An 18763-nucleotide genomic window follows, 5' to 3' on the forward strand; every position below is an offset into this window, starting at 1 on the left:
GTTTCTGTGAAACTCTGCGTTTCTTTTCATCTGCACATAGGCAGCATGATAACGGAGTCTGAATGTCAGGAAAACAAGAAGGAAGAGGTGGGGCCAGAGTGGATGGCATGGCGAAGTTAAAGATGAGGAATCGCGTGCTTATGGCAGCATAGCGGCGAACTTTGTTCGATGTTTCGAATAGATATATGTTCTGCCATCTATGCAGAAACGCCATGAAACATATTGTTTCTTCAATATGTTTAGCGATTTTCTATCATGACATGGATTGGATTTATTTTAATGTTAATTAAATGTAATATAATTTACAATTATTCAACGGTGGTTTTTTATAGTTTTTAATCTATTAATAACCTTTCGTAATTTGTTTTTAGGATGTATCTCAATGCTCTGCGAGTTAATTTCCTGGGCTAACAATGTTCGCGAGGTTAAATGTTTTTTTAATTACCCGTTCAATGTATTACTTTTTACATGGAAAATGATTTGATAATATTTTTATCGACCAGGGGATCTGGCTGTAATTAAATCTTATTGTGGCGGTTTAATTATTAAAACGGATTTTTCGGTAATGCGGAGGGCTGCAGGTCGTTGGGCAAATATAATACCACGACTTTATCGCTCTTTACTTTTTAGGATAAAAATTTATAACGCAGGAATTTTCTATGAAACTGAATAAAGTTGCTATGGCTGTGGCATTAACTGCTGCTCTCGGTTCTATGTCTGCTCTGGCTGATACAACTAACGGTCAGATTGAACTTCAGGGTGAGCTGGTCAATACCGCTTGCGGCTTAGCCCCGTCGTCCAGCCCGGTAACCGTTGATTTTGGTCAGGTTCCTGTTTCCCTGCTGCAAGGCGGTGGTCAGGCAACTGAAACCAAAAACATCGAACTGCAGTACTGCGATACCACCATTGCCAGCAGTGCCGTTGTTTCCTACACCCCGACTTCGGTTAACCCGAACGATCCTACTCTGGCAGCATTCACTTCTGGTTCCGCATCTGGTGCGGGTATCGGCCTGAAAGACAGCGCTAGCCAGACTGTTACCTGGGGCGCGCAGACTACTCCGGTAACTCTGGTTGACGGAACTAACACTATTCCTTTTGTTGCGTTCCTGAAAGCAGAAAGCGGTACTCCGACCGTAACCGCTGGTGCATTCCAGTCAACGATCAACTTCACTATCGATTATCAATAATCGTTTTTGAGTTATCGTTCGCGGGGAGATTTCTCCCCGCGATATTTGGCTATATACCAGATAATATGGAATTCTGAGTATGGTAAAGGATACAGAGAAAAAGAGACTGATAGGGTTATTCGTATCTGTATTACTCTTTTCCGGACATGCTTTGAGTACTAATTTCACTCCTGGAAAGCTGGAACTTTCTGGCGAGTTGGTTGCCGCCGCATGTGATATTGATCCTGACTCGCGAGAGCTATGGATTGATTTTGGCAATATATCCGCTCGCGATATTAATATGGATCAAGAGGGCAAGCTTACCCGGCCTTTTCTGGTGCGCTTAATCGGTTGCGAGTCTTTCGGCAGTGATAATCAGTCAAGTCCAGGCGCTTTTGCCACAATTACCTTTACAGGAAACGCCTCTTCGCAAGATTCTACGGTATTAATACCTGATGGCGAAGGGAAAGGGTTTGGTATACAGATTCGCGATCGCCATGGAGAGGTTTTAACCTTTGGGGAACCCTCTTCGGGATATCTTTTGAGTGATGAGAATAATACGCTGAAATTCACCGCTTCACTGGTTCCGGTTCAGCAACATATAAAGGCAGGGGATTTCTACGCCGTCACTCGTTTCTTTATGGATTATAACTAGAAACAAGCCAGTTATTCTTGTTTTAGCTTGTTTGTCGCGCACGATATTTTACTGAATGATTCGGGATGAATAGTCATGTCAGCAGAACTAAAAATAAAAATAAATGTAATCCTCTCTCAGATACTTTTCTTCTGCTGCACTTCTATGGCTTGTGCTTCCTCGGATGTAGAATTCAATACCGACGTACTGGATGCTGCCGACCGTGGCAATATTGATTTAACCCGTTTTGCTACCGATAACTATGTTCCGCCCGGCGAATATCTCTTAGACATTAAAATTAATGGCCAGGCAGTCGGGCAGCAAAAAGTTCGCTATCTGCCCTCTAAAGACCAGAAGCATACCCAGGCCTGTATTAACGGCGAAATCCTTTCAAGATTAGCGTTGAAAGAGGAAGCACAACTGAAGGTTGCGCAGCCTTTTGCGGATTGCTATGACCTGCTCAGCCTTCCCGGCGCTACGCTCAGTAACTACGCTGGCGTGCTGGATATCACCGTTCCACAGGCGTGGATGAAATACAACGACCCGAACTGGGTGCCGCCAGAGCGCTGGGACCAGGGAATTGGTGGGTTCCTGCTAGACTACAGCCTGACCGGGCAATACACCCGGCAGCTTGATATGCATGAAGATTACAGTACCCTGAGCGGATATGGTCAGACCGGGGTCAACCTCGGAGGCTGGCGTTTACGCGGTGAGTATCAAACCAGTTACTATAGCTCAACGCACCAGTTCGATTTCGACATGAATCAGATCTACGCGTATCGTCCGTTGCCGATGCTGGCGGCAAAATTGACGGCAGGGGAGATCTACCTTGATTCTCAGGTCTTCGACACCGTGCGCTTTACCGGACTTAATCTCGCCAGCGACGAGCGTCAGTTGCCGCCAAATCTGCAAGGGTACGCGCCGGAAATTCGTGGCCTGGCCAAGACTAATGCCAAAGTGACGGTGAAGCAGAGCGGGCGCATTATTTATGAGACCACGGTCCCTGCCGGGCCGTTTAATATCCAGGACCTGCGTAGTTCGGTGCGCGGTACGCTGGATGTACAGGTGGAAGAGCAGGATGGCTCCATTTCCACTTTCCAGGTCAACACCGCCAATATTCCTTATCTCACGCGTCCGGGCTATGTGCGTTATAACGTGGCGATCGGTGCGCCATCCCGTTACAGCCATAAAATTCAGGGACCGGGATTCGCTTCCGGCGACTTCTCCTGGGGGATAAGCAACGCCTGGTCGCTATATGGTGGGCTGCAAAGCGCGGGGGCTGAATATACTGCGGTTTCCGCTGGTATTGGTCGTGATTTAAGCGTTCTTGGCGCGCTCTCGCTGGATGCCACAGAATCTTATAGCCAGCAGTCGAATAAGAAACGACTTAAAGGCACCTCATTTAAGCTGAGCTATGCGAAAACCTTCGACGAATATAACAGTTCAATTACCTTCGCCGGATATCGCTTTTCTCAGGAAGATTTCCGCTCTTTCTCGCAATATCTCAACGAGCGTTATGAGGGATATGACAGCCTTGGGCGCGAAAAAGAAGTTTATACCATTACCGGGAATAAAACGTTCTGGGCCGATGAGCCGGGCAAGGCAACCACTGTATTCCTGACCTATACCCACCAGAATTACTGGAATCGCAGTAGTCAGGATCGCTACGGCATCTCTTTAGGGCGTTCGTTTAACGTCGGTAATATTCGCGGGATCACCACCAATATTTCAGCATATCGTTCTGATTATGAAGGGCGTAAAGACGACTCGATCGCTATTTCGCTTTCTGTTCCGGTTGGCGATAGCAAATGGAGTGGTCTGGACGTGCAGACCAATAACGGCAAAACCAGCCCGATGCTCTCGTATACCGATAGCAGCGACTACAACAACCTGTGGCGACTGCGTGCAGGGGCGAGCCAGAGCGGTTATGCCAACGTCGACGGCTATTATCAGCGCCGCTCGCAGTATGCCGAAATCAACAGCAACGCCAGCTATCAGCAGGATCGCTATATCTCTCTGAGCAGCACTCTGCGCGGCGGCTTTACCGCCACCCGACACGGCGCGGCGATCCATAACAGCGGCGCGACGCTCAACACCGCTCGCGTGATGGTGAATACCAACGGCATCGGCGACGTCCCGCTAAATGACGGGAAATCAAGAACTAACAATTTCGGTATCGCCGTGATTCCGGACATCGTGAGCTACAACAGCTTTGATACCCGGGTTGATGTCGATGCGATGTCGGAATCGATTGAACCGGCAAAAGCCATCAGCACCGCCACGCTGACCGAAGGCGCTATTGGCTATCAGACCTTTGGCATGGCGAAGGGCGAGAAGATGATGGGCATCATTCGCCTGGCTGACGGTACCTATCCTCCGTTTGGCGCCGAGGTTATTAACGGCGATGGCGTTAGCGTGTCGATGATTATGGAAGGCGGACAGGGATGGCTGGCGGGCGTGAACCCACAAGAGGCGCTAAGCGTGATGTGGAGCGGGAAAAAGCAGTGTCAGATAACCATTCCGCCATCTATAGAGCGTCGTTCGACAGCCGCGCTATTGCCGTGTAAATGACAGTGACTGTAATAAAAGGCCAAAAATGAGCATGACAAGTAACAAACTCTGCTGGATGGGCGCCCTGATGCTGACAGCGGTAAGCAGTACCGCTCAGGCGGGCGTTTCACTGGATCGCACTCGCTTGATTATCACCGGTAAAGATAGCTCGGCAAGCGCGAATTTGACCAACACCAGCCCGGATATTCCATTTCTGGCGCAGTCCTGGGTCGAGGACAGCAAAGGCAATAAAATCACCTCTCCGCTGGTGGTGCTGCCGCCTTTGCAGCGAATTAACGGCGGGCAAAAAGGCGTCGCGCGCGTGACCAAGACTGATGGCATTAATCAGCTGCCGCAGGATCGTGAAAGCCTGTTTTATTTAAGCGTGCGTGAAATTCCGCCTAAGCCAGATAAAGCGAATGTCCTGCAATTAGCGATGCAGTCGCGGATTAAATTATTTTTCCGCCCAACCGCCATTATCCCAAAAAGCAAAAGCGAGATTTGGCAGGATCAGGTCGTCTTTCAAAAAAGCGGCAATAAAATGAGCGCGCAAAACCCGACGCCTTATTACATCACCATTATTAGCCTGTCGCGGACGAAGGGTGAAAAAATAACGAAATTTCCTGGAATAATGATTGCACCGAAATCCAGTCTGGAATTCAGCGTAACAGATGGCGGAATCAGTGATTTTTCCATGATGTACGTGAATGACTATGGCGGCCATCCGGAACTGAAATATCGCTGTGCGGGAAATACCTGTAAAGCTCTGCCGCCGTCGCAGCAAGGGTAATTGAGAGGAACCTGATGATGAAAACGCGTTTATCGCTATTCGCACTGTTTGTATTCGGTCTCAGCATGCCAGCGCTGGCCGACGCTGATATTCCGCTACAGCCGCAGCACTATAACCAGGATCATCAGGGGGAAGATGGCGGTAACGTGATATTTCAGGGCTCCGTTTACGCCTCGCCGTGCGTCCTTGCCCCGCAGAGCCGTCTGCAAATCATCGAACTGGGCGAAATTAGCGCCCGCCGTTTTCATCAGGCGGGCGATCGTAGCCAGCCGGTACTGGTACGCGTTGAACTGCGAGATTGCCTGAAAGGGGCGTCACAGGCGCGAGACAGCATCGCATCAAGGACTACGGGAAATAGCAAGCACCTCTATACCACTGGCGAGCAGGCGGTACAGATGACGTTTATCGGCGAGTCGGACGAGAATAATCGTCAACTGTTACGCCTGACTGGCAGCACCTCCGGAGCCGGTATTCGCCTGCTGGATATCAAAGAGCGCGCGCTGGATATCAATCAAACCCAGCCGCCGTTTATTGTGAAAACCGGCGACAGCAGCCTGACGTTTATTGCGGTACTGGAGTCTACCGGGCGAAACGTGACCGCCGGTAATTTTAGCGGACTGCTGCGTTTAAAAATGGAGTATCTGTAATGGCTGCTATGGTTATCTGGCGTAAAACCCGCGTCGCTATTTTGCTATGCGGTGGCCTGCTGTCCTGGGAAACCGCAGCGGCAGTTGAAGGGGAAATTACGCCGGTTGGCGGACCTAAAATGTATAATATTGACGTCGCCAACCAGGATATTACCAACAACAGTATCGGGGCGACCATTCCTTATACTTTTGCATTAGGCGGCCAATACTCTGGCGTAGCCAGCTGCACTATCGCCATGGAAAATCAGGCCATCTATTATTCTGCTACTGCCTCGTTACTTCAGCAGGGTAGTTCGGCGGGATATTTAAAACTCAATGATTATATGGATGTGAAAATTGAAATTTACATCCGCGGCCAACGAATGGCGTATCTTCCTGTGCCTTTTAATAATGAATCGAACGATGCATTTCAGAACAAATGCGTGCCACCAACCACTCAGTTTAATAACTTTGAATCCGGCGCTCAGGGGCGGGTGACGTTTATGATCACCAAGCCGATTGTTAACGGCGTAAACCTGTTGGGTACCGAAATAGCTAAACTTTACGGTCGCCTGGGCAATTACAGCGCCGGTATGGGGACCACGCCCATGTCGATTGTCTCAATTAACTCTGGAGTTATTACTGTTCCGGACAAATGTATCGTCAACTCCGGCTCGCCGATCACTGTTGATTTTAACACTATCCCCAGCTCTGGTTCACAGCTTAACGGCAACAACTACAGCCAGTCCGTGCCGATTCAGGTGAAGTGTGAAGGGGGAAGTTTTGCGACCGGTAACTTGAATATTCGCCTGGGAATTCAGCAGGCTAATACCGCCAGTTTTAATAGCGATTATTTAGGTACCACCGGGGCCGTCGACCGCTCCAACCTTGGCATTATCTTGAAGGATTCCGGCGGCAATTTAGTGGCCGCGAATAAGTTTTATGACGTCCCGGGTTTTAATAATAACCAGGGAACCTGGAATCTGACCGCCGCACCGATTGCCAATGCCGGGACCAACGTACTTGAAGGGGATTTCCAGGCATCGGCCACCGTGGTCGCTGAGTTTCAGTAAGGGGACAGCATGCGTCAATTAATCGCATCAATGATACTCATATGTTCGCTACCGGCAGTCACCCCGGCGCATGCCATCGGAGAGCTGATCGGCGGCGATTTAAACTTCAAGGGAACCGTCGTTGCCCAGGGCTGCAGTATCGTGCCTTCGTCAAAAAACATCGCCGTGGATTTTGGCCAAATTTCAACCCGCTCGCTGTACGCCGAAGGGAAATCTCAGCCCAAAGCGTTTGTTATTGAGCTACAGGATTGCAGTACCGATGTCTTTAATTCCGTCACTGTGACCTTTAGCGGGACGGAAAATGCCAATATGAGCGATCGCCTGGCGATTACGCCGGTAGCGCCCAATTCCGCCAGCGGGATTGGTATTGGCTTTGAAGAGAGTAATGGTACGGCTATTTCACTGAATACGCCGACTACCGCGGTTGCCATTTCCGATGCCACCATGCAGTTAAATTTTAAAGCTTTTGTGGAAGGGGAACCGGATGCCTTGAGTAACGAAACCTTGCAAACCGGTGCCTTTCAGGCCACGGCAAATTACACCCTAAACTACCAGTAGAACCGATCAAGGATGATTAAAAATGAGCCGCCATTTCTTTCTCTACGATAAAAATATTTTTTTCTCTGAAGGTGTGCGTTCCGCGGTTGCCGATCTTACTGCCCGCGAGCCGGACTGCTCTTTCTCAAAGATCGAACATTTTTCGCAACTGGTTAGCACGCTGCGTTCACCAAAAAAGAGAGATGAGCTGCATTGGATCCTCTGTGATGTCGACAGCTTACCGGATGAACGCTTTAATGCGTTGTATACCATTAAAGAACATTATTGCCGGGAAAATCAGCAACTGGTTATTCTGTTAGATAGCAATAATCTCGCTCTCTTTTTTGCACTGCATTCGCTTCTCCCGGAAGCCAGTTGGTTATTAAAGAATGAATCACTGAGCAACTTTTCTAGCTTTATCGAAGATTCTCAGGCACTAGTAGCAAAAAAAATATTCTTTAGCCGTTCGTTGATTAACTACACACGGCAAAAATGGTTGGCAAGAGATTTTAATAACAGCATCTCCAGCGATGACTGGTGGTTGATGGAAGAAATATTCAAAGGAAAATCGCTTTCGCAAATTTCCTCTGAGCAACAAATTGATGTTCGTCGCTTAAGCCGCAGTAAACGAGGGCTGATGAAAAAATTAAACGCCAAAAATAACGTTGAGCTGTTTAACATTTTCAAGTGTATCGTCGCCACGCCTTGCATATAGCAGCGTGCAACGTATGACATCGACAAAATTACTGGCAGGTATCTAAGCCAGTAGGTAAGTGTAAGAAAATACATTTCAATATAAATAGTTAAGGAACTAACAAATGCAAAAATTAAGCATGATTGAAGCAGCGGGTATTATTGGCGGGACCTGTAAGGAAACTTGCACCAGCTCTTACGAAACTGTGGTTGTTGGTGGTGTTTCTTCTTGTAAAGAAGTGACCACCTGCACGGATAAGCACGGCAACTCAACCGTTAGCATGAAAGATGCTGCTGATGGTATGTGCGTAGTACCGAACCGCATCCGTCAGTAATTTCTGCAGTGGTATATGGAGGGGAAACCCTCCATATATTTTTACGCCTTTTTCGCGAGCCTGGTATCGAAATGAAAATAAAACCTATTACCGCTGTTGGCTACACGTTTCTGGTGGCGTTAATTTCGTCGCTGATGACTGTTTTGTGTTATCACATCTTTGTATTTAATACTTTTTCATTCGATAGCAGTAAGCCTTCGGCGCTACGGAAAATTGACGATGGAATTATTGCCAGTAGCCCAATAAAACATGAGAGCAGTATTATTGAAGTACTGTCCTATGGCTGCCACTACTGCGCGTCGAATGAGGAAGATATCGAAAAATTTGCCGCCACCTTACCGGCAGATAGCACCTTCGAAGTTATCCATATTACCGCTGAAAGAAATGGTCTGGCAGTTTATGCACCGGTTTTTGCGACGCTTGAAGTGATGGGCCTTGAGCGTCAGACGCGCGACTCGGCATTTAACGCGGTAATGGTTCGCGGTATTAATTTAGCTGATGATGAAGCGCTGAATACCTGGCTGAAAAAGAACGATATTGATGTGGCGAAATATCATCAGGTACGCCAAAGCAAAGCCGTTGCCGAGCGGCTGGAATATATGGCGGAAATCACCGAGCTCTATGACATTAACGCGACGCCGTTGTTTATTGTTAATAAAAAATACGTCGTGGCGAAGGATCGTCAATTTCCTGAATTTGCCGACTATATGCGTCAGCTGTTAGCTCAGGACAAGGAGTAAGCGTGACGCGCTTTCTGATCGTCTGGGGCGTCTTCAGCGTAAGAAAATGGTCCGCGCAGCTTGCCTGGCGACACCGTCCTTTTGCCGCCTACGGGCAAAAGGCGGTGCGGGCAGTGATGCCTTATACCCCTATGTCGCTGTTGTTGCCAACCGTTCGCGCGCTGTGCACGCTGCGGCTGTTGGGCAGACAATATCGCGGGCGTACCGCCGTGGCGACGCAGAACTATCGCTGCCTGACCGATGGCGATGGGCGAGTTGACGCCGCGTGGATCGCCATGCGCCGCCAACTGCTGGAGATGGGCGCGACCTGGGGTCAGCACCCGGCAACGTTGCGCCAGATGCAGGCGTGTACGCAAGAGCTTAATGCGGTGGTTGCGCCACTGGTGGCGCAAAAGACGCCGGTGGTCCTCGCGCCGCTGCACTGCGTTTCCGATATTTTAGCCGCGATGGTCGGGGCCGGCGTGACGCCGGGCAAAGCCAGCGTGGTGGTCTCGTCCAGCGCGGAAAGCTACACCGTCGCCAGCCGCGCAATGGGCGGCGTCGCGCTCTCTTACTGCTCCATCCACCAGGATAATACATCGCTGGCCAGCGAGCTGATGGCGCTAATGACTAACGTCTCTGAAGGGCGGGAAAATATGATTATTTTCCCCGATATTCCAGCCGATTACACCGTTCAGACCCATGAAGCACAGTCCGGGAAAATAAGCTGTCGGCTATTTGGCCGTCCGGCAAAACTACACAACGGCGTACAGCGGTTTTCGCGCATCGTGTCGGCGCAGGTGGTTTTTTATCACCTCTATTATCAGCAAGGGATAAAAATAAAAATCTATTCCCCGCTGTCGCCAAAAGAGGTCGCGGCAACGTTGCCGACGATTATTGAAAATACCCTGCGTGATTATCCGCAGGATTGGCTTTTGTGGCACAGCCATTCGCTCTATTTTATTAATCACTGATACATCATAATGAAAAAGATTATCCCCGATATGGTTTTTCAGGAAGAGACCAACGAGTGCGGCCTTTCCTGTATTGCGATGCTGGCGCAAACCCAGAATATTCACTGCTCTCTCCCGGCATTACGCGAAATTTTCCCGGCGTCCGATCATGGAACATCGTTGAGCGATTTATCCGTCATCCTGCAACAGGTTGGCATTGCCACTGCTCCGGTGCTCTTCGATCATGATGAGCTACATGGGCTGCCGTTCCCCTCAATTTTACATTACGGTGCCAGTCACTATGTCCTGTTGGCGTGGAGCAAAGGGGATTACGTCTGCGTGATGAACCCGGCAATTGGCCAACAGTGGTTGCCGTTTTCGGCGCTAAAAAAAGAGATTAGCGGCTATGCGCTGATCCTCGAAGAATCCCCCTCTGCGGGCGTAATCCCCAATCCTGTTATCGCCGAAACGCAACAGGAGATGCCGCGGGCCATGAGCCTGAAGGAGACGGCTGCGGTACCGGGCATTTACAAGCTGATGCTATTAACCTTTCTGGTGGCGTTAACGCTGTTTTTAATGCCGACGATGGTCAGCCGCGCGATTAATCAGGCGTTCTCCGATGTTCAGAACACGGATTTTCCATATCTGTGGTTCATCCTCGCCTTTGTGGTCTCCACGCTGTTAGCGCTGGGTGTCAGGGTGATCAGCGAACGTTTTATCCGCCGTTTTGTATTGCTTAATAGTGATATTGGTTTTTCGCGATTGCTGAATAATCCCCTGCGCTTTTTTGAAAAGCGCGCGCCGGGGGATGTTTTCAGCCGCTTTATTGCCTGGCAGAGCGGCATGCTGCAAAAAATTGAGCTGGATAACGGCCTGCGCTCGGACTGGATTATTTGCGTTATCGCCATTGGCATTATGTTCTGGATCTCCCCGGTGCTGGCGCTGATTTCCGCCGTGGGCATTGTGGTGATGGGGTTAATTAGCGTCTGGGCGATATTTCGCGACCGCTGGTATACGCAGCAGCTTCAGCTCAAAAGCGCGGTGCTAAATGACTTTTTCATGGAGACCCTTCAGGGGGTATTAACCATTAAAACCGCCGGGCTGGAAACCCAGCGCAAAGCGCAGTTTGCTCGCCTGTCGCATGACCTTTTTACCTGCCTGCAACGGCAGAAAGTGTATCAGCAGGTGAAAGAAGGGCTGTATCAACTGACCGGCAGCCTCGAAATGGTGGTTTTTATGCTGGTAGTGCTGCCGCTGGTACATGCAAAACAGATCTCCCTGGGCGACTTCTTTGCCTACAGCTTTTTGCGGCAAATTTTTACCTCCTACGTCACGCGGATGTTCTATGCCGTTATCCGTAAATCGCAACTGCATGTAATTGATACCCGCGCACAGGGATTGTTTACGAAGCATGAGCTTGCTTCTCCCCTGATTTCTCCGCTCAGCGGAACAGCGGTTCCGCGACTGGCGTTCGAGCGGGTGAGCTTTCATTACAACCCGCAAAGGCCAGTATTAAACGCGGTGGACCTCGTACTTGAGCCTGGCGATCAGATAGCCATTGTTGGCGATTCCGGTGCCGGAAAGAGCACCTTGCTGCGGCTGATGACCGGACTTTTTTCCGCGCAGGATGGGCGAATTTTGCTGAACAATGCTGAGGCGAGTGCCCAACAACTGACCTCGCAGGTGTGGTTGCAAAGTCAGGAAGACATCCTGTTTAACGCCTCGGTGTTGCAAAACATCACCCTGTTTGACCCGTGGTACAGCGACAGCGACCGTGGGCGAGTGGAAGCGCTGATCGATAAAATGGCGCTGGGGCCGGTGGTACAGGCGCTGCCTGGGGGAATGGAAGCGCTAATTCGCGAAAGCCACTCCGCGCTCTCTTTAGGCCAGCGCCAGAGGCTGATGTTGGCGAGGGCGCTCTACAGTACCCGACCGATTTTACTGTTCGATGAGCCAACCGCCAATCTTGATGATGAAACCGCAGAGACGGTCATCGCCGCGCTGTGTCAGCACTGTCGCGAACAGGGCAAAACGCTGATTGTCGTGACCCACAGTGAGCTGATTGTGAACCACTTTGCGCGAGTATATCGCCTGAACGAAGGCGAGCTGCGCGATATTGCGCAGGGAGTGCCGGTCCAATGACGCGAGCATTTTTCCGCCGTCCTAAAATGTTGCTGTTTGCGCTGGCCGCGATGGCGGCCATTGTCGCTGCCGTTTTCTACCAGCAATCGCGTCCGGCACAGGCCGAATCGCTCTATACCGTCGCCCTCGATCGTGGAGATATCGAAAAGGTGGTACTGGCGAGCGGCATCATCAAACCTGCCGTCCAGGTGAGCGTTGGCGCTCAGGTCAGCGGGCAGTTGCGCAAGCTGTTTGTTCGTCAAGGGGAGCGGGTGCAAAAAGGGCAACTGCTGGCCGAAATCGACCCGACTTTACAGCTTTCAGACTTACGCAACGCCACCGCGCAGCTGGCCAGCGCCAGAGCACAGAAGTTAGCCTCTGAAGCGACGCTGGTGCAGTACCGCAAAGCGTTGACCCGCGAGCAGGCCATGAATCGCGATGGCTCTGGTGTGAACAGCGACCTTGAACAGGCGCAGGCGCAATATGCCGCGCAGGTACAGCAGATTGCGGTCAATGAGGCGCAGATTGTGCAAGCGGAAATGAGCGTGCAGACCGCCAACGCCAACCTCGGCTATACGCGCATTCTCGCCCCTATGGACGGCGAAGTACTGGGCATTGTCACCCGTGAAGGGCAAACCATCGTCTCCTCACAAATCGCGCCGACTATTCTGGTGCTTGCCGACCTTGATAAAATGCAGGTGCAAACGCGCATTTCCGAAGCCGATATCCAGAAAATCCATCCCGGACAGCCGCTGTGGTTTTACGTGATTGCCGACCCGCAAACGCGTTATGAGGGGGAGCTTGGCTATGTCCAGCCCGCGCCGCAGGAGGCGCTGGAAGAGCAAAACTCCGGGGCTTCCGCCAGCAATCAGCAAAGCACAGCCATTTACTACAACGGCACCTTTGAGGTGGATAACCGCCAGCGACTGCTGAAAACCTCGATGACTGCGCAGGTATTTATCCGCATTGCGCAGGCCAAGGAGGCGTTGCGCATTCCAGTTGCTGCGCTGGGGCGTTCGCTGGGCAATGAGCGCTATCGTGTGGTGGTGCAGAAGGCGAGCGGCAGCGAGGAGCGCACCGTTCGTATCGGCATTAACGACCGCCAGTACGCGCAGGTCCTTGAAGGCTTGCAGCCCGGTGAGCGGGTGGTGATCCCGCAGGATGCAGGGTCAATCTGATGGTGAAGTCTTTAATCCAGCTTAATAACGTCACCCGCTCTTTTATCGCCGGAACGCAGACGATTCCGGTGCTGAAATCGGTGTCCCTGACCATTATGCCCGGCGAAATGGTGGCGATAATGGGCGCTTCCGGCTCGGGTAAATCGACGTTGATGAACATTATCGGCTGCCTGGACAAACCCAGCAGCGGCGAGGTTTATATCAACGGCATTGCTACTCATCTGGCCGATAGCGCGGCGCTTGCCGAACTGCGTAGCCGCTGGTTAGGGTTTATTTTTCAGCGCTATCACCTGATGCCTTATTTAACGGCGGAAGAGAACATCGCCATTCCCGCCTTATATACCGCGATGCCTGCAACTGAACGTCAGGCGCGAATCGCGCTGCTGGCGGGAAAGCTGGGCATTGATACGCGCTTAGGGCATAAACCCGCGCAGCTCTCCGGCGGGCAGCAGCAGCGTGTCAGCGTGTGCCGGGCGCTGATCAACGGCGCGCAGATTATTCTTGCTGATGAACCCACCGGGGCGCTGGATAGCGCCAGCGGCAGGGCGCTGATGGATGTTCTGCACCAGTTGAACGCCGATGGCCATACGGTGATTATCGTGACCCACGATCGCGAGGTGGCGCAGCAGGCGCAGCGGATCGTCGAGATCAGCGATGGGCAGATTGTTGCCGATCGCACGAATTGCGCTCAGGACAAACGTGATATTCAGCGGCTGCCGACGGTACAGGATAACGGTCGGGCTTCGCTGTCGCGCAGCGTAGGCGAGTCGGTACGAATGGCATGGCGTGCACTGCTGGGCCATCGGATGCGCGCCTTTTTGTCGATGTTGGGGATTATCATCGGCATCTCATCGGTGGTTTCCTCGATGGCGGTAGGCGAAGGCGCCCGGCAGACCATCATGAACGAAATTGGCAAACTGGGTAATACCACGCTTGAAATTCGCCCCGGTACCGGTTGGGGCAGCAAGCGCCCGGATATGGAGCGCGCGCTGTCGCTGGAGGATATCACCAGCCTCAGCAAGCAGCCCTGGGTGCTGGGGGTGTCGCCGATTGTCTCCAGCATGACTACCGCAGTGCGCCAGGGCCTGGATTCCTCGATGATCCTCTCCGGGGTTTCCGCCGACTATTTTTCGTTGCAGGGGATTCGCTTTATTCAGGGCAACGGCTTTACCTTACGCGACGTCAACGATCGGGAGCCGGTACTGGTGCTGGATGAAACCAGTAAAGAGACGCTGTTTCCCGGTAATGAAGATCCGCTGGATAAAATTGTGCAAATCGCCGGTGCGCCGTGGCGGGTGATCGGCGTTGCCAGCAAGCCGGGGCCGAAAGTGGTCAGCGGGTTTATGTCGGCGTGGATCCCCTATACCTCGCTATTACAGCGGATTTCCGGTGATAAGCCGCTGGAGGCGCTAACGCTGCGCTTTCAGGAGACGCTGTCGCCGAGAGAGGCCGCGCAGCGTGCGGAAAGGCATCTTATTCGCGAGCATGGCAAAAAAGATTTCTTTGTCCAGACCGATGAACAGCTCGCCAAAGCGCTGCAAAAAACCTCCGATTCAATGTCGCTGCTGATCACCGCGATTGCCGCTATTTCACTACTGGTCGGCGGCGTTGGGGTGATGAATATCATGCTGGTTTCCGTTACCGAGCGAACCCATGAGATCGGTATCCGACTCTCGGTCGGCGCGCGTCCCTCCGATATCATGCACCAGTTTTTGATTGAGGCGGTGATGATCTGCGCGCTCGGCGGGCTGACGGGGGTCATTGGCTCCTGGGCCGCCGGGAACCTGTTTGCTCTGCTGACGCAGGAGTTCTCGATGGTCTTTACGTGGCTCCCGGTGGCGATGGCCTGCGGCTTTTCCGCTCTGATTGGCCTGACGTTCGGCTATTTCCCGGCGCGGCGAGCGGCGCGACTCAATCCTACGGAGGCGCTGGCCCGCGAATGAGATTAGGTACTTTTTTACCGCTGATCCTGCTGCTCACGGGCTGCGGTAACCTGACCCGCAGCGATTATCAGCGCCCGCTGTTGTCGGTGCCGGAAAACTGGCAGCGAACAGAAGGGCAGAATATCGCCCCTTCGCAGGTGGAAGATGGCCGATGGTGGGATCGCTTCGGCGACGAGCGTTTGTCGCGCGTGCTGGGTCAGGTGCTGGAAAGCAATAACGATCTGGCCGCTGCCGCATTAACTCTCAAGCAGGCGCGTATTTCTGCCGGGCTAACCCAGACCAATATCAGTCCCGACGCCACGCTCAACGGCTCCGGCAGCAATTCGAAGCCGTTAAACAGCGGGCGTTCGCAGGAGAGCTACAGCACCTCGTTGTCGCTGAGCTATGAACTGGATCTCTGGGGCAAGCTGGCGCGCATTCGCGAACAAAGCGAGTGGGAAGCGGTTGCCAGCGAGCAGGATTATCATGCGACGATCCTGTCGACGATCGATACCACCGCGCAGCTGTACTGGAACATCGCCCTGTTAAATCAGCAAATGGTTTATCAGGAGGTGAGTTTCGATATTGCCAGGCAGACGCTAGCGCAGATTGAGTCATGGCAACGGGCGGGGAAAGTTGGACTACTTGATGTTCTACAGGCCCGGCAGACGGTTATCAGCCGCCAGAATCAGCTGCTCGCCCTGAAGCAGCAGCGGGCGATTTCGCGCAACGCGCTGGCGCTGCTGCTCAATCGCCCACCGTCGCAGCATACCGATGAGGCCCATGCACTAGATGTTCGCCAGCACGTCGCCATTGCCAACGCCACGCCGCTGGCCGCGCTCGCCAGCCGTCCGGATCTTCAGGCCGCGGAATCACGCCTGCGTGCGGCGTTGGCGGGCTCAGATGCCGCGCGGCTGAGCTTCTATCCCACGCTTTCGTTGCAGGGGACGCTTAGCGCCGGAAGCCAGATTTTTCACCAATGGTTTAACGATCCGCTGCGGACCGTCGGCGGCAGCGTGAGTGCGCCCTTTATCCAGTGGAATACGGTGCAGCTCACCGTGGAACAGGCCAGCGTAAAGGTGCAGCAGGAGGCGGTGAACTTCCGCCGCACGGCCTATACCGCGCTGTCGGAAGTGGATAACGCCATGGAGAAGCGGCTAAACGCCGACGAGCAGCGCGAGCGCTTGCTGCAATCGTTGCAACTGGGCCAGCAGCGTCTGACGCTCACCGGGAGCCGCTATCGTGCAGGCGCGGTGGATTATCAAACCCTGCTGAACGCCCAGGATGCGCTGCTTGATGTGCAAAATAGTCTTGCGCAAAACCAGTACGACTATCTTTATGCCACTTTGCAGCTCTGGCTGGCGCAAGGTGGCAGTAACCCGCAACAGAGGACATCCCAAAATGAGTCACAGTAAACCCCCTTATCGCGTGGTGATTACCGGCTATGGCGCGGTGACTCCCCTTGGCGACAGCGCCGCCGAAAGTTGGCAGGCGATCACGGATTATCGACACGGCTACCGCTATGTCGATCTCTCGGCTAACGGCATCCACACCCATTTTATTGGTCAGGTGGAGAACGAACCCAGCCTTAAGGGCGTTCCTGCTGCTATCCGCCGGCGTTTACCGCGCCATGCGCGCCTGGCGCTGGCCGCCGCGCGTGAAGCCATGGCGATGGCCTTTGCCGGTGAATCGCCTGCCGCGTTCTACGATCCGCTGATGTGCGGTGCGATTATTGGCACCGGCTGGGCAGGGCTGGATGAGAGTTACCTGGCGGTGCCGGAGTTTGAGAAAAAAGGTGTCTCTTCACCCTTTAGCTGCTTCTTTTCGATGCCGAACGTGACTACCGCAGCCTGTAGCCAGCTGTGGAATTTACGTGGATATCAAAATACCCCTGTTGCCGCCTGCGCTACCGGCACTATTGCTATCGGCGAGGCCTATGATGCGATTCGTTTTGGCCGCGCCAGCATGATGCTTGCCGGCGCCGGGGAGGCGTTAAATAGCGTCTGCGCCATCTGGAATATCGATGTGCTCGGTGCGCTGAGCCGGGAAACGGAATCACCGGAGCGGGCCAGTTGTCCGTTCAGCCAGCAGCGCAGCGGGTTTGTGCTTTCGGAAGGGGGCGCGGTGCTGTGCCTGGAAGAGCGCGAGCACGCCATCGCTCGTGGGGCGACGATCCTCGCGGAAGTCACCGGCTATGCCAATTTCTCCGACGCGGTGGATTTTACCTCCCCGGCGGAGGATTGCGTGGCCCGCGAGCAGACTATCCGCTGGGCGCTACGCAGCGCGGGGCTCCAGCCCGCCGATCTCGACTATATCAATGCCCACGGCACCTCCACGCCGCTTAATGATATTAACGAAACGCAGTCGCTGAAAAAGGCGCTGGGTGACGAGGCGTATCGAATCCCGGTTTCCAGCACCAAAGCCTACTCCGGGCATCTGATAGCGGCGGCGGGAAGCTTCGAGACCATTGTCTGCCTGCAGGCAATGGCGGCCGGGATCATGCCCGCGACGGCACATTTAACCCAGCCCGATCCACTGTGCGATCTCGACTATATTGCCGAAGGGCATCGCCAGGGAGAGATTCGCCGGGCGTTGAATCTGAGCTTTGGTTTTGGCGGCGCGAACGCCGCGCTGGTGCTGGAGAAACACGCGTGACGCGGCTGCGCTACACCCTTGCCGATGCTCATCAGTGGGCAGCATTTTCTGGCGATGACAACCCGATCCACTTCGATCTTTCGGCTGCGCGTGCGATGGGGGGGAGCCAGTTGAGCGTCCACGGGATGCGCGCACTACTGGATGTGAAACGTGATGTTCAGTCGCGGCTGGCGTATCCGTCATCCCGTGCTGAAGGTTATCTGAAATGTCAGGTACGCCTGCGCAGGCCGCTGTGGTGCGAAGCCGACTGGCTGTTAACGCCGGGACCGGCAAAAAAACGCGTGTTATCCGCCGCGTCGGTCATGCATCCACAGAGTGATGAAGTCTGCCTGTCATGCCAGATGACCCTGGCGACTGAACCTGAATCGCTGGTGGGGAAACAGCCCAGCGAACTTGATTCTAAGACGCTGCTCGCTCTGCAATCTCACTTCAACAGCGCCTGGCCCGACCTGACGCAGTGGCAATTTCTTGATGCACTGCTCTTTCGTCAGCTGATTAGCGATAAAGCGCTGCTGAATCAGGAGAACATTGCGGCCCTGCTCGACCAGGGGGAAACCTCGTTACAGCAAATTTTTACCCGCTATCCGGTGTTGCAAACTCACCAGGAGGTGATTTTCGATACCCGATTTGCGGATAAAGGAGCACCGATCTGGCCGGAATCCCTGTCGCTCTGGCTGCTACCTTCGCTGGTGGTCGGACAGGTTGAACAGGGTGCGCTGGTGCGTATCGCGGCAGCGGCACAGCTCAATGACCAGATTATGACCAATGTGATTACGCTGAAAGTTGGCCCAATTAATAATTGATAATTAAG

General features: G+C 53.0%; 17 protein-coding genes. All 17 read left to right on the forward strand.

Annotation, left to right across the window (positions count from 1 at the left end; all coding sequences use genetic code 11):
- The first annotated feature begins 659 nt into the window (after positions 1-659).
- The 17 genes from DA718_RS06015 to DA718_RS06095 all read left to right on the forward strand — a co-directional run bounded on the left by DA718_RS06015 (position 660) and on the right by DA718_RS06095 (position 18755).
- On the forward strand, positions 660-1187 hold the full coding sequence (locus DA718_RS06015; RefSeq protein ID WP_110275828.1) for a fimbrial protein: 528 nt from the start codon (positions 660-662) through the stop codon (positions 1185-1187).
- A gap of 79 nt (positions 1188-1266) precedes the next feature.
- Entirely contained in the window at positions 1267-1821 is a 555-nt protein-coding gene (locus tag DA718_RS06020) for a fimbrial protein (protein ID WP_112213842.1), read from the forward strand.
- A gap of 75 nt (positions 1822-1896) precedes the next feature.
- Positions 1897-4371 carry a fimbria/pilus outer membrane usher protein gene (locus DA718_RS06025; RefSeq protein ID WP_112213841.1) on the forward strand — a complete coding sequence of 825 codons (2475 nt, stop codon included), beginning with the start codon at positions 1897-1899 and terminating at the stop codon, positions 4369-4371.
- 25 nt (positions 4372-4396) lie between these two features.
- A complete protein-coding gene (locus DA718_RS06030) occupies positions 4397-5140 on the forward strand; it encodes a fimbrial biogenesis chaperone (protein ID WP_112213840.1) in 744 nt (247 codons plus the stop codon).
- Between the two features lie 17 nt (positions 5141-5157).
- A complete protein-coding gene (locus DA718_RS06035) occupies positions 5158-5787 on the forward strand; it encodes a fimbrial protein (RefSeq protein ID WP_112213839.1) in 630 nt (209 codons plus the stop codon).
- Positions 5787-6839 carry a fimbrial protein gene (locus DA718_RS06040; protein ID WP_112213838.1) on the forward strand — a complete coding sequence of 351 codons (1053 nt, stop codon included), beginning with the start codon at positions 5787-5789 and terminating at the stop codon, positions 6837-6839. Before DA718_RS06035 ends, DA718_RS06040 begins: the two co-directional genes overlap by 1 nt.
- Positions 6840-6848: 9 nt before the next feature.
- Positions 6849-7397 carry a fimbrial protein gene (locus DA718_RS06045; RefSeq protein WP_112213837.1) on the forward strand — a complete coding sequence of 183 codons (549 nt, stop codon included), beginning with the start codon at positions 6849-6851 and terminating at the stop codon, positions 7395-7397.
- A gap of 22 nt (positions 7398-7419) precedes the next feature.
- Positions 7420-8091, forward strand: coding sequence for a DNA-binding response regulator (locus tag DA718_RS06050; protein ID WP_112213836.1), 672 nt, complete (start codon positions 7420-7422; stop codon positions 8089-8091).
- A gap of 103 nt (positions 8092-8194) precedes the next feature.
- Positions 8195-8404 carry a DUF4762 family protein gene (locus tag DA718_RS06055; RefSeq protein ID WP_110275820.1) on the forward strand — a complete coding sequence of 70 codons (210 nt, stop codon included), beginning with the start codon at positions 8195-8197 and terminating at the stop codon, positions 8402-8404.
- Positions 8405-8475: 71 nt separating this feature from the next.
- Positions 8476-9144, forward strand: coding sequence for a DsbA family protein (locus DA718_RS06060; RefSeq protein WP_112213835.1), 669 nt, complete (start codon positions 8476-8478; stop codon positions 9142-9144).
- A gap of 2 nt (positions 9145-9146) precedes the next feature.
- On the forward strand, positions 9147-10097 hold the full coding sequence (locus DA718_RS06065) for a lysophospholipid acyltransferase family protein (RefSeq protein ID WP_112213834.1): 951 nt from the start codon (positions 9147-9149) through the stop codon (positions 10095-10097).
- 9 nt (positions 10098-10106) lie between these two features.
- A complete protein-coding gene (locus tag DA718_RS06070) occupies positions 10107-12218 on the forward strand; it encodes a peptidase domain-containing ABC transporter (protein WP_112213833.1) in 2112 nt (703 codons plus the stop codon).
- Positions 12215-13375 (forward strand): efflux RND transporter periplasmic adaptor subunit, encoded by a 1161-nt coding sequence (locus DA718_RS06075; protein WP_112213832.1) that lies wholly within the window; start codon positions 12215-12217, stop codon positions 13373-13375. The genes DA718_RS06070 and DA718_RS06075 overlap by 4 nt, the downstream gene beginning before the upstream one ends.
- On the forward strand, positions 13375-15318 hold the full coding sequence (locus tag DA718_RS06080) for an ABC transporter permease (RefSeq protein ID WP_112213831.1): 1944 nt from the start codon (positions 13375-13377) through the stop codon (positions 15316-15318). The genes DA718_RS06075 and DA718_RS06080 overlap by 1 nt, the downstream gene beginning before the upstream one ends.
- On the forward strand, positions 15315-16712 hold the full coding sequence (locus DA718_RS06085; protein ID WP_112213830.1) for a TolC family protein: 1398 nt from the start codon (positions 15315-15317) through the stop codon (positions 16710-16712). Before DA718_RS06080 ends, DA718_RS06085 begins: the two co-directional genes overlap by 4 nt.
- On the forward strand, positions 16699-17952 hold the full coding sequence (locus DA718_RS06090; RefSeq protein ID WP_112213829.1) for a beta-ketoacyl-[acyl-carrier-protein] synthase family protein: 1254 nt from the start codon (positions 16699-16701) through the stop codon (positions 17950-17952). The genes DA718_RS06085 and DA718_RS06090 overlap by 14 nt, the downstream gene beginning before the upstream one ends.
- Positions 17949-18755 carry a MaoC family dehydratase gene (locus DA718_RS06095; protein WP_112213828.1) on the forward strand — a complete coding sequence of 269 codons (807 nt, stop codon included), beginning with the start codon at positions 17949-17951 and terminating at the stop codon, positions 18753-18755. The genes DA718_RS06090 and DA718_RS06095 overlap by 4 nt, the downstream gene beginning before the upstream one ends.
- Positions 18756-18763 lie beyond the last annotated feature (8 nt).

It is taken from the genome of Klebsiella huaxiensis (assembly GCF_003261575.2).
GTDB classification, from domain to species: Bacteria; Pseudomonadota; Gammaproteobacteria; order Enterobacterales; family Enterobacteriaceae; genus Klebsiella; species Klebsiella huaxiensis.

Bases quoted from the DNA above. Each gene is read 5' to 3' on its own strand.
- DA718_RS06015 (WP_110275828.1), top strand. From the start codon at position 660: ATGAAACTGAATAAAGTTGCTATGGCTGTGGCATTAACTGCTGCTCTC.
- DA718_RS06020 (WP_112213842.1), top strand. From the start codon at position 1,267: ATGGTAAAGGATACAGAGAAAAAGAGACTGATAGGGTTATTCGTATCT.
- DA718_RS06025 (WP_112213841.1), top strand. From the start codon at position 1,897: ATGTCAGCAGAACTAAAAATAAAAATAAATGTAATCCTCTCTCAGATA.
- DA718_RS06030 (WP_112213840.1), top strand. From the start codon at position 4,397: ATGAGCATGACAAGTAACAAACTCTGCTGGATGGGCGCCCTGATGCTG.
- DA718_RS06035 (WP_112213839.1), top strand. From the start codon at position 5,158: ATGAAAACGCGTTTATCGCTATTCGCACTGTTTGTATTCGGTCTCAGC.
- DA718_RS06040 (WP_112213838.1), top strand. From the start codon at position 5,787: ATGGCTGCTATGGTTATCTGGCGTAAAACCCGCGTCGCTATTTTGCTA.
- DA718_RS06045 (WP_112213837.1), top strand. From the start codon at position 6,849: ATGCGTCAATTAATCGCATCAATGATACTCATATGTTCGCTACCGGCA.
- DA718_RS06050 (WP_112213836.1), top strand. From the start codon at position 7,420: ATGAGCCGCCATTTCTTTCTCTACGATAAAAATATTTTTTTCTCTGAA.
- DA718_RS06055 (WP_110275820.1), top strand. From the start codon at position 8,195: ATGCAAAAATTAAGCATGATTGAAGCAGCGGGTATTATTGGCGGGACC.
- DA718_RS06060 (WP_112213835.1), top strand. From the start codon at position 8,476: ATGAAAATAAAACCTATTACCGCTGTTGGCTACACGTTTCTGGTGGCG.
- DA718_RS06070 (WP_112213833.1), top strand. From the start codon at position 10,107: ATGAAAAAGATTATCCCCGATATGGTTTTTCAGGAAGAGACCAACGAG.
- DA718_RS06075 (WP_112213832.1), top strand. From the start codon at position 12,215: ATGACGCGAGCATTTTTCCGCCGTCCTAAAATGTTGCTGTTTGCGCTG.
- DA718_RS06080 (WP_112213831.1), top strand. From the start codon at position 13,375: ATGGTGAAGTCTTTAATCCAGCTTAATAACGTCACCCGCTCTTTTATC.
- DA718_RS06085 (WP_112213830.1), top strand. From the start codon at position 15,315: ATGAGATTAGGTACTTTTTTACCGCTGATCCTGCTGCTCACGGGCTGC.
- DA718_RS06090 (WP_112213829.1), top strand. From the start codon at position 16,699: ATGAGTCACAGTAAACCCCCTTATCGCGTGGTGATTACCGGCTATGGC.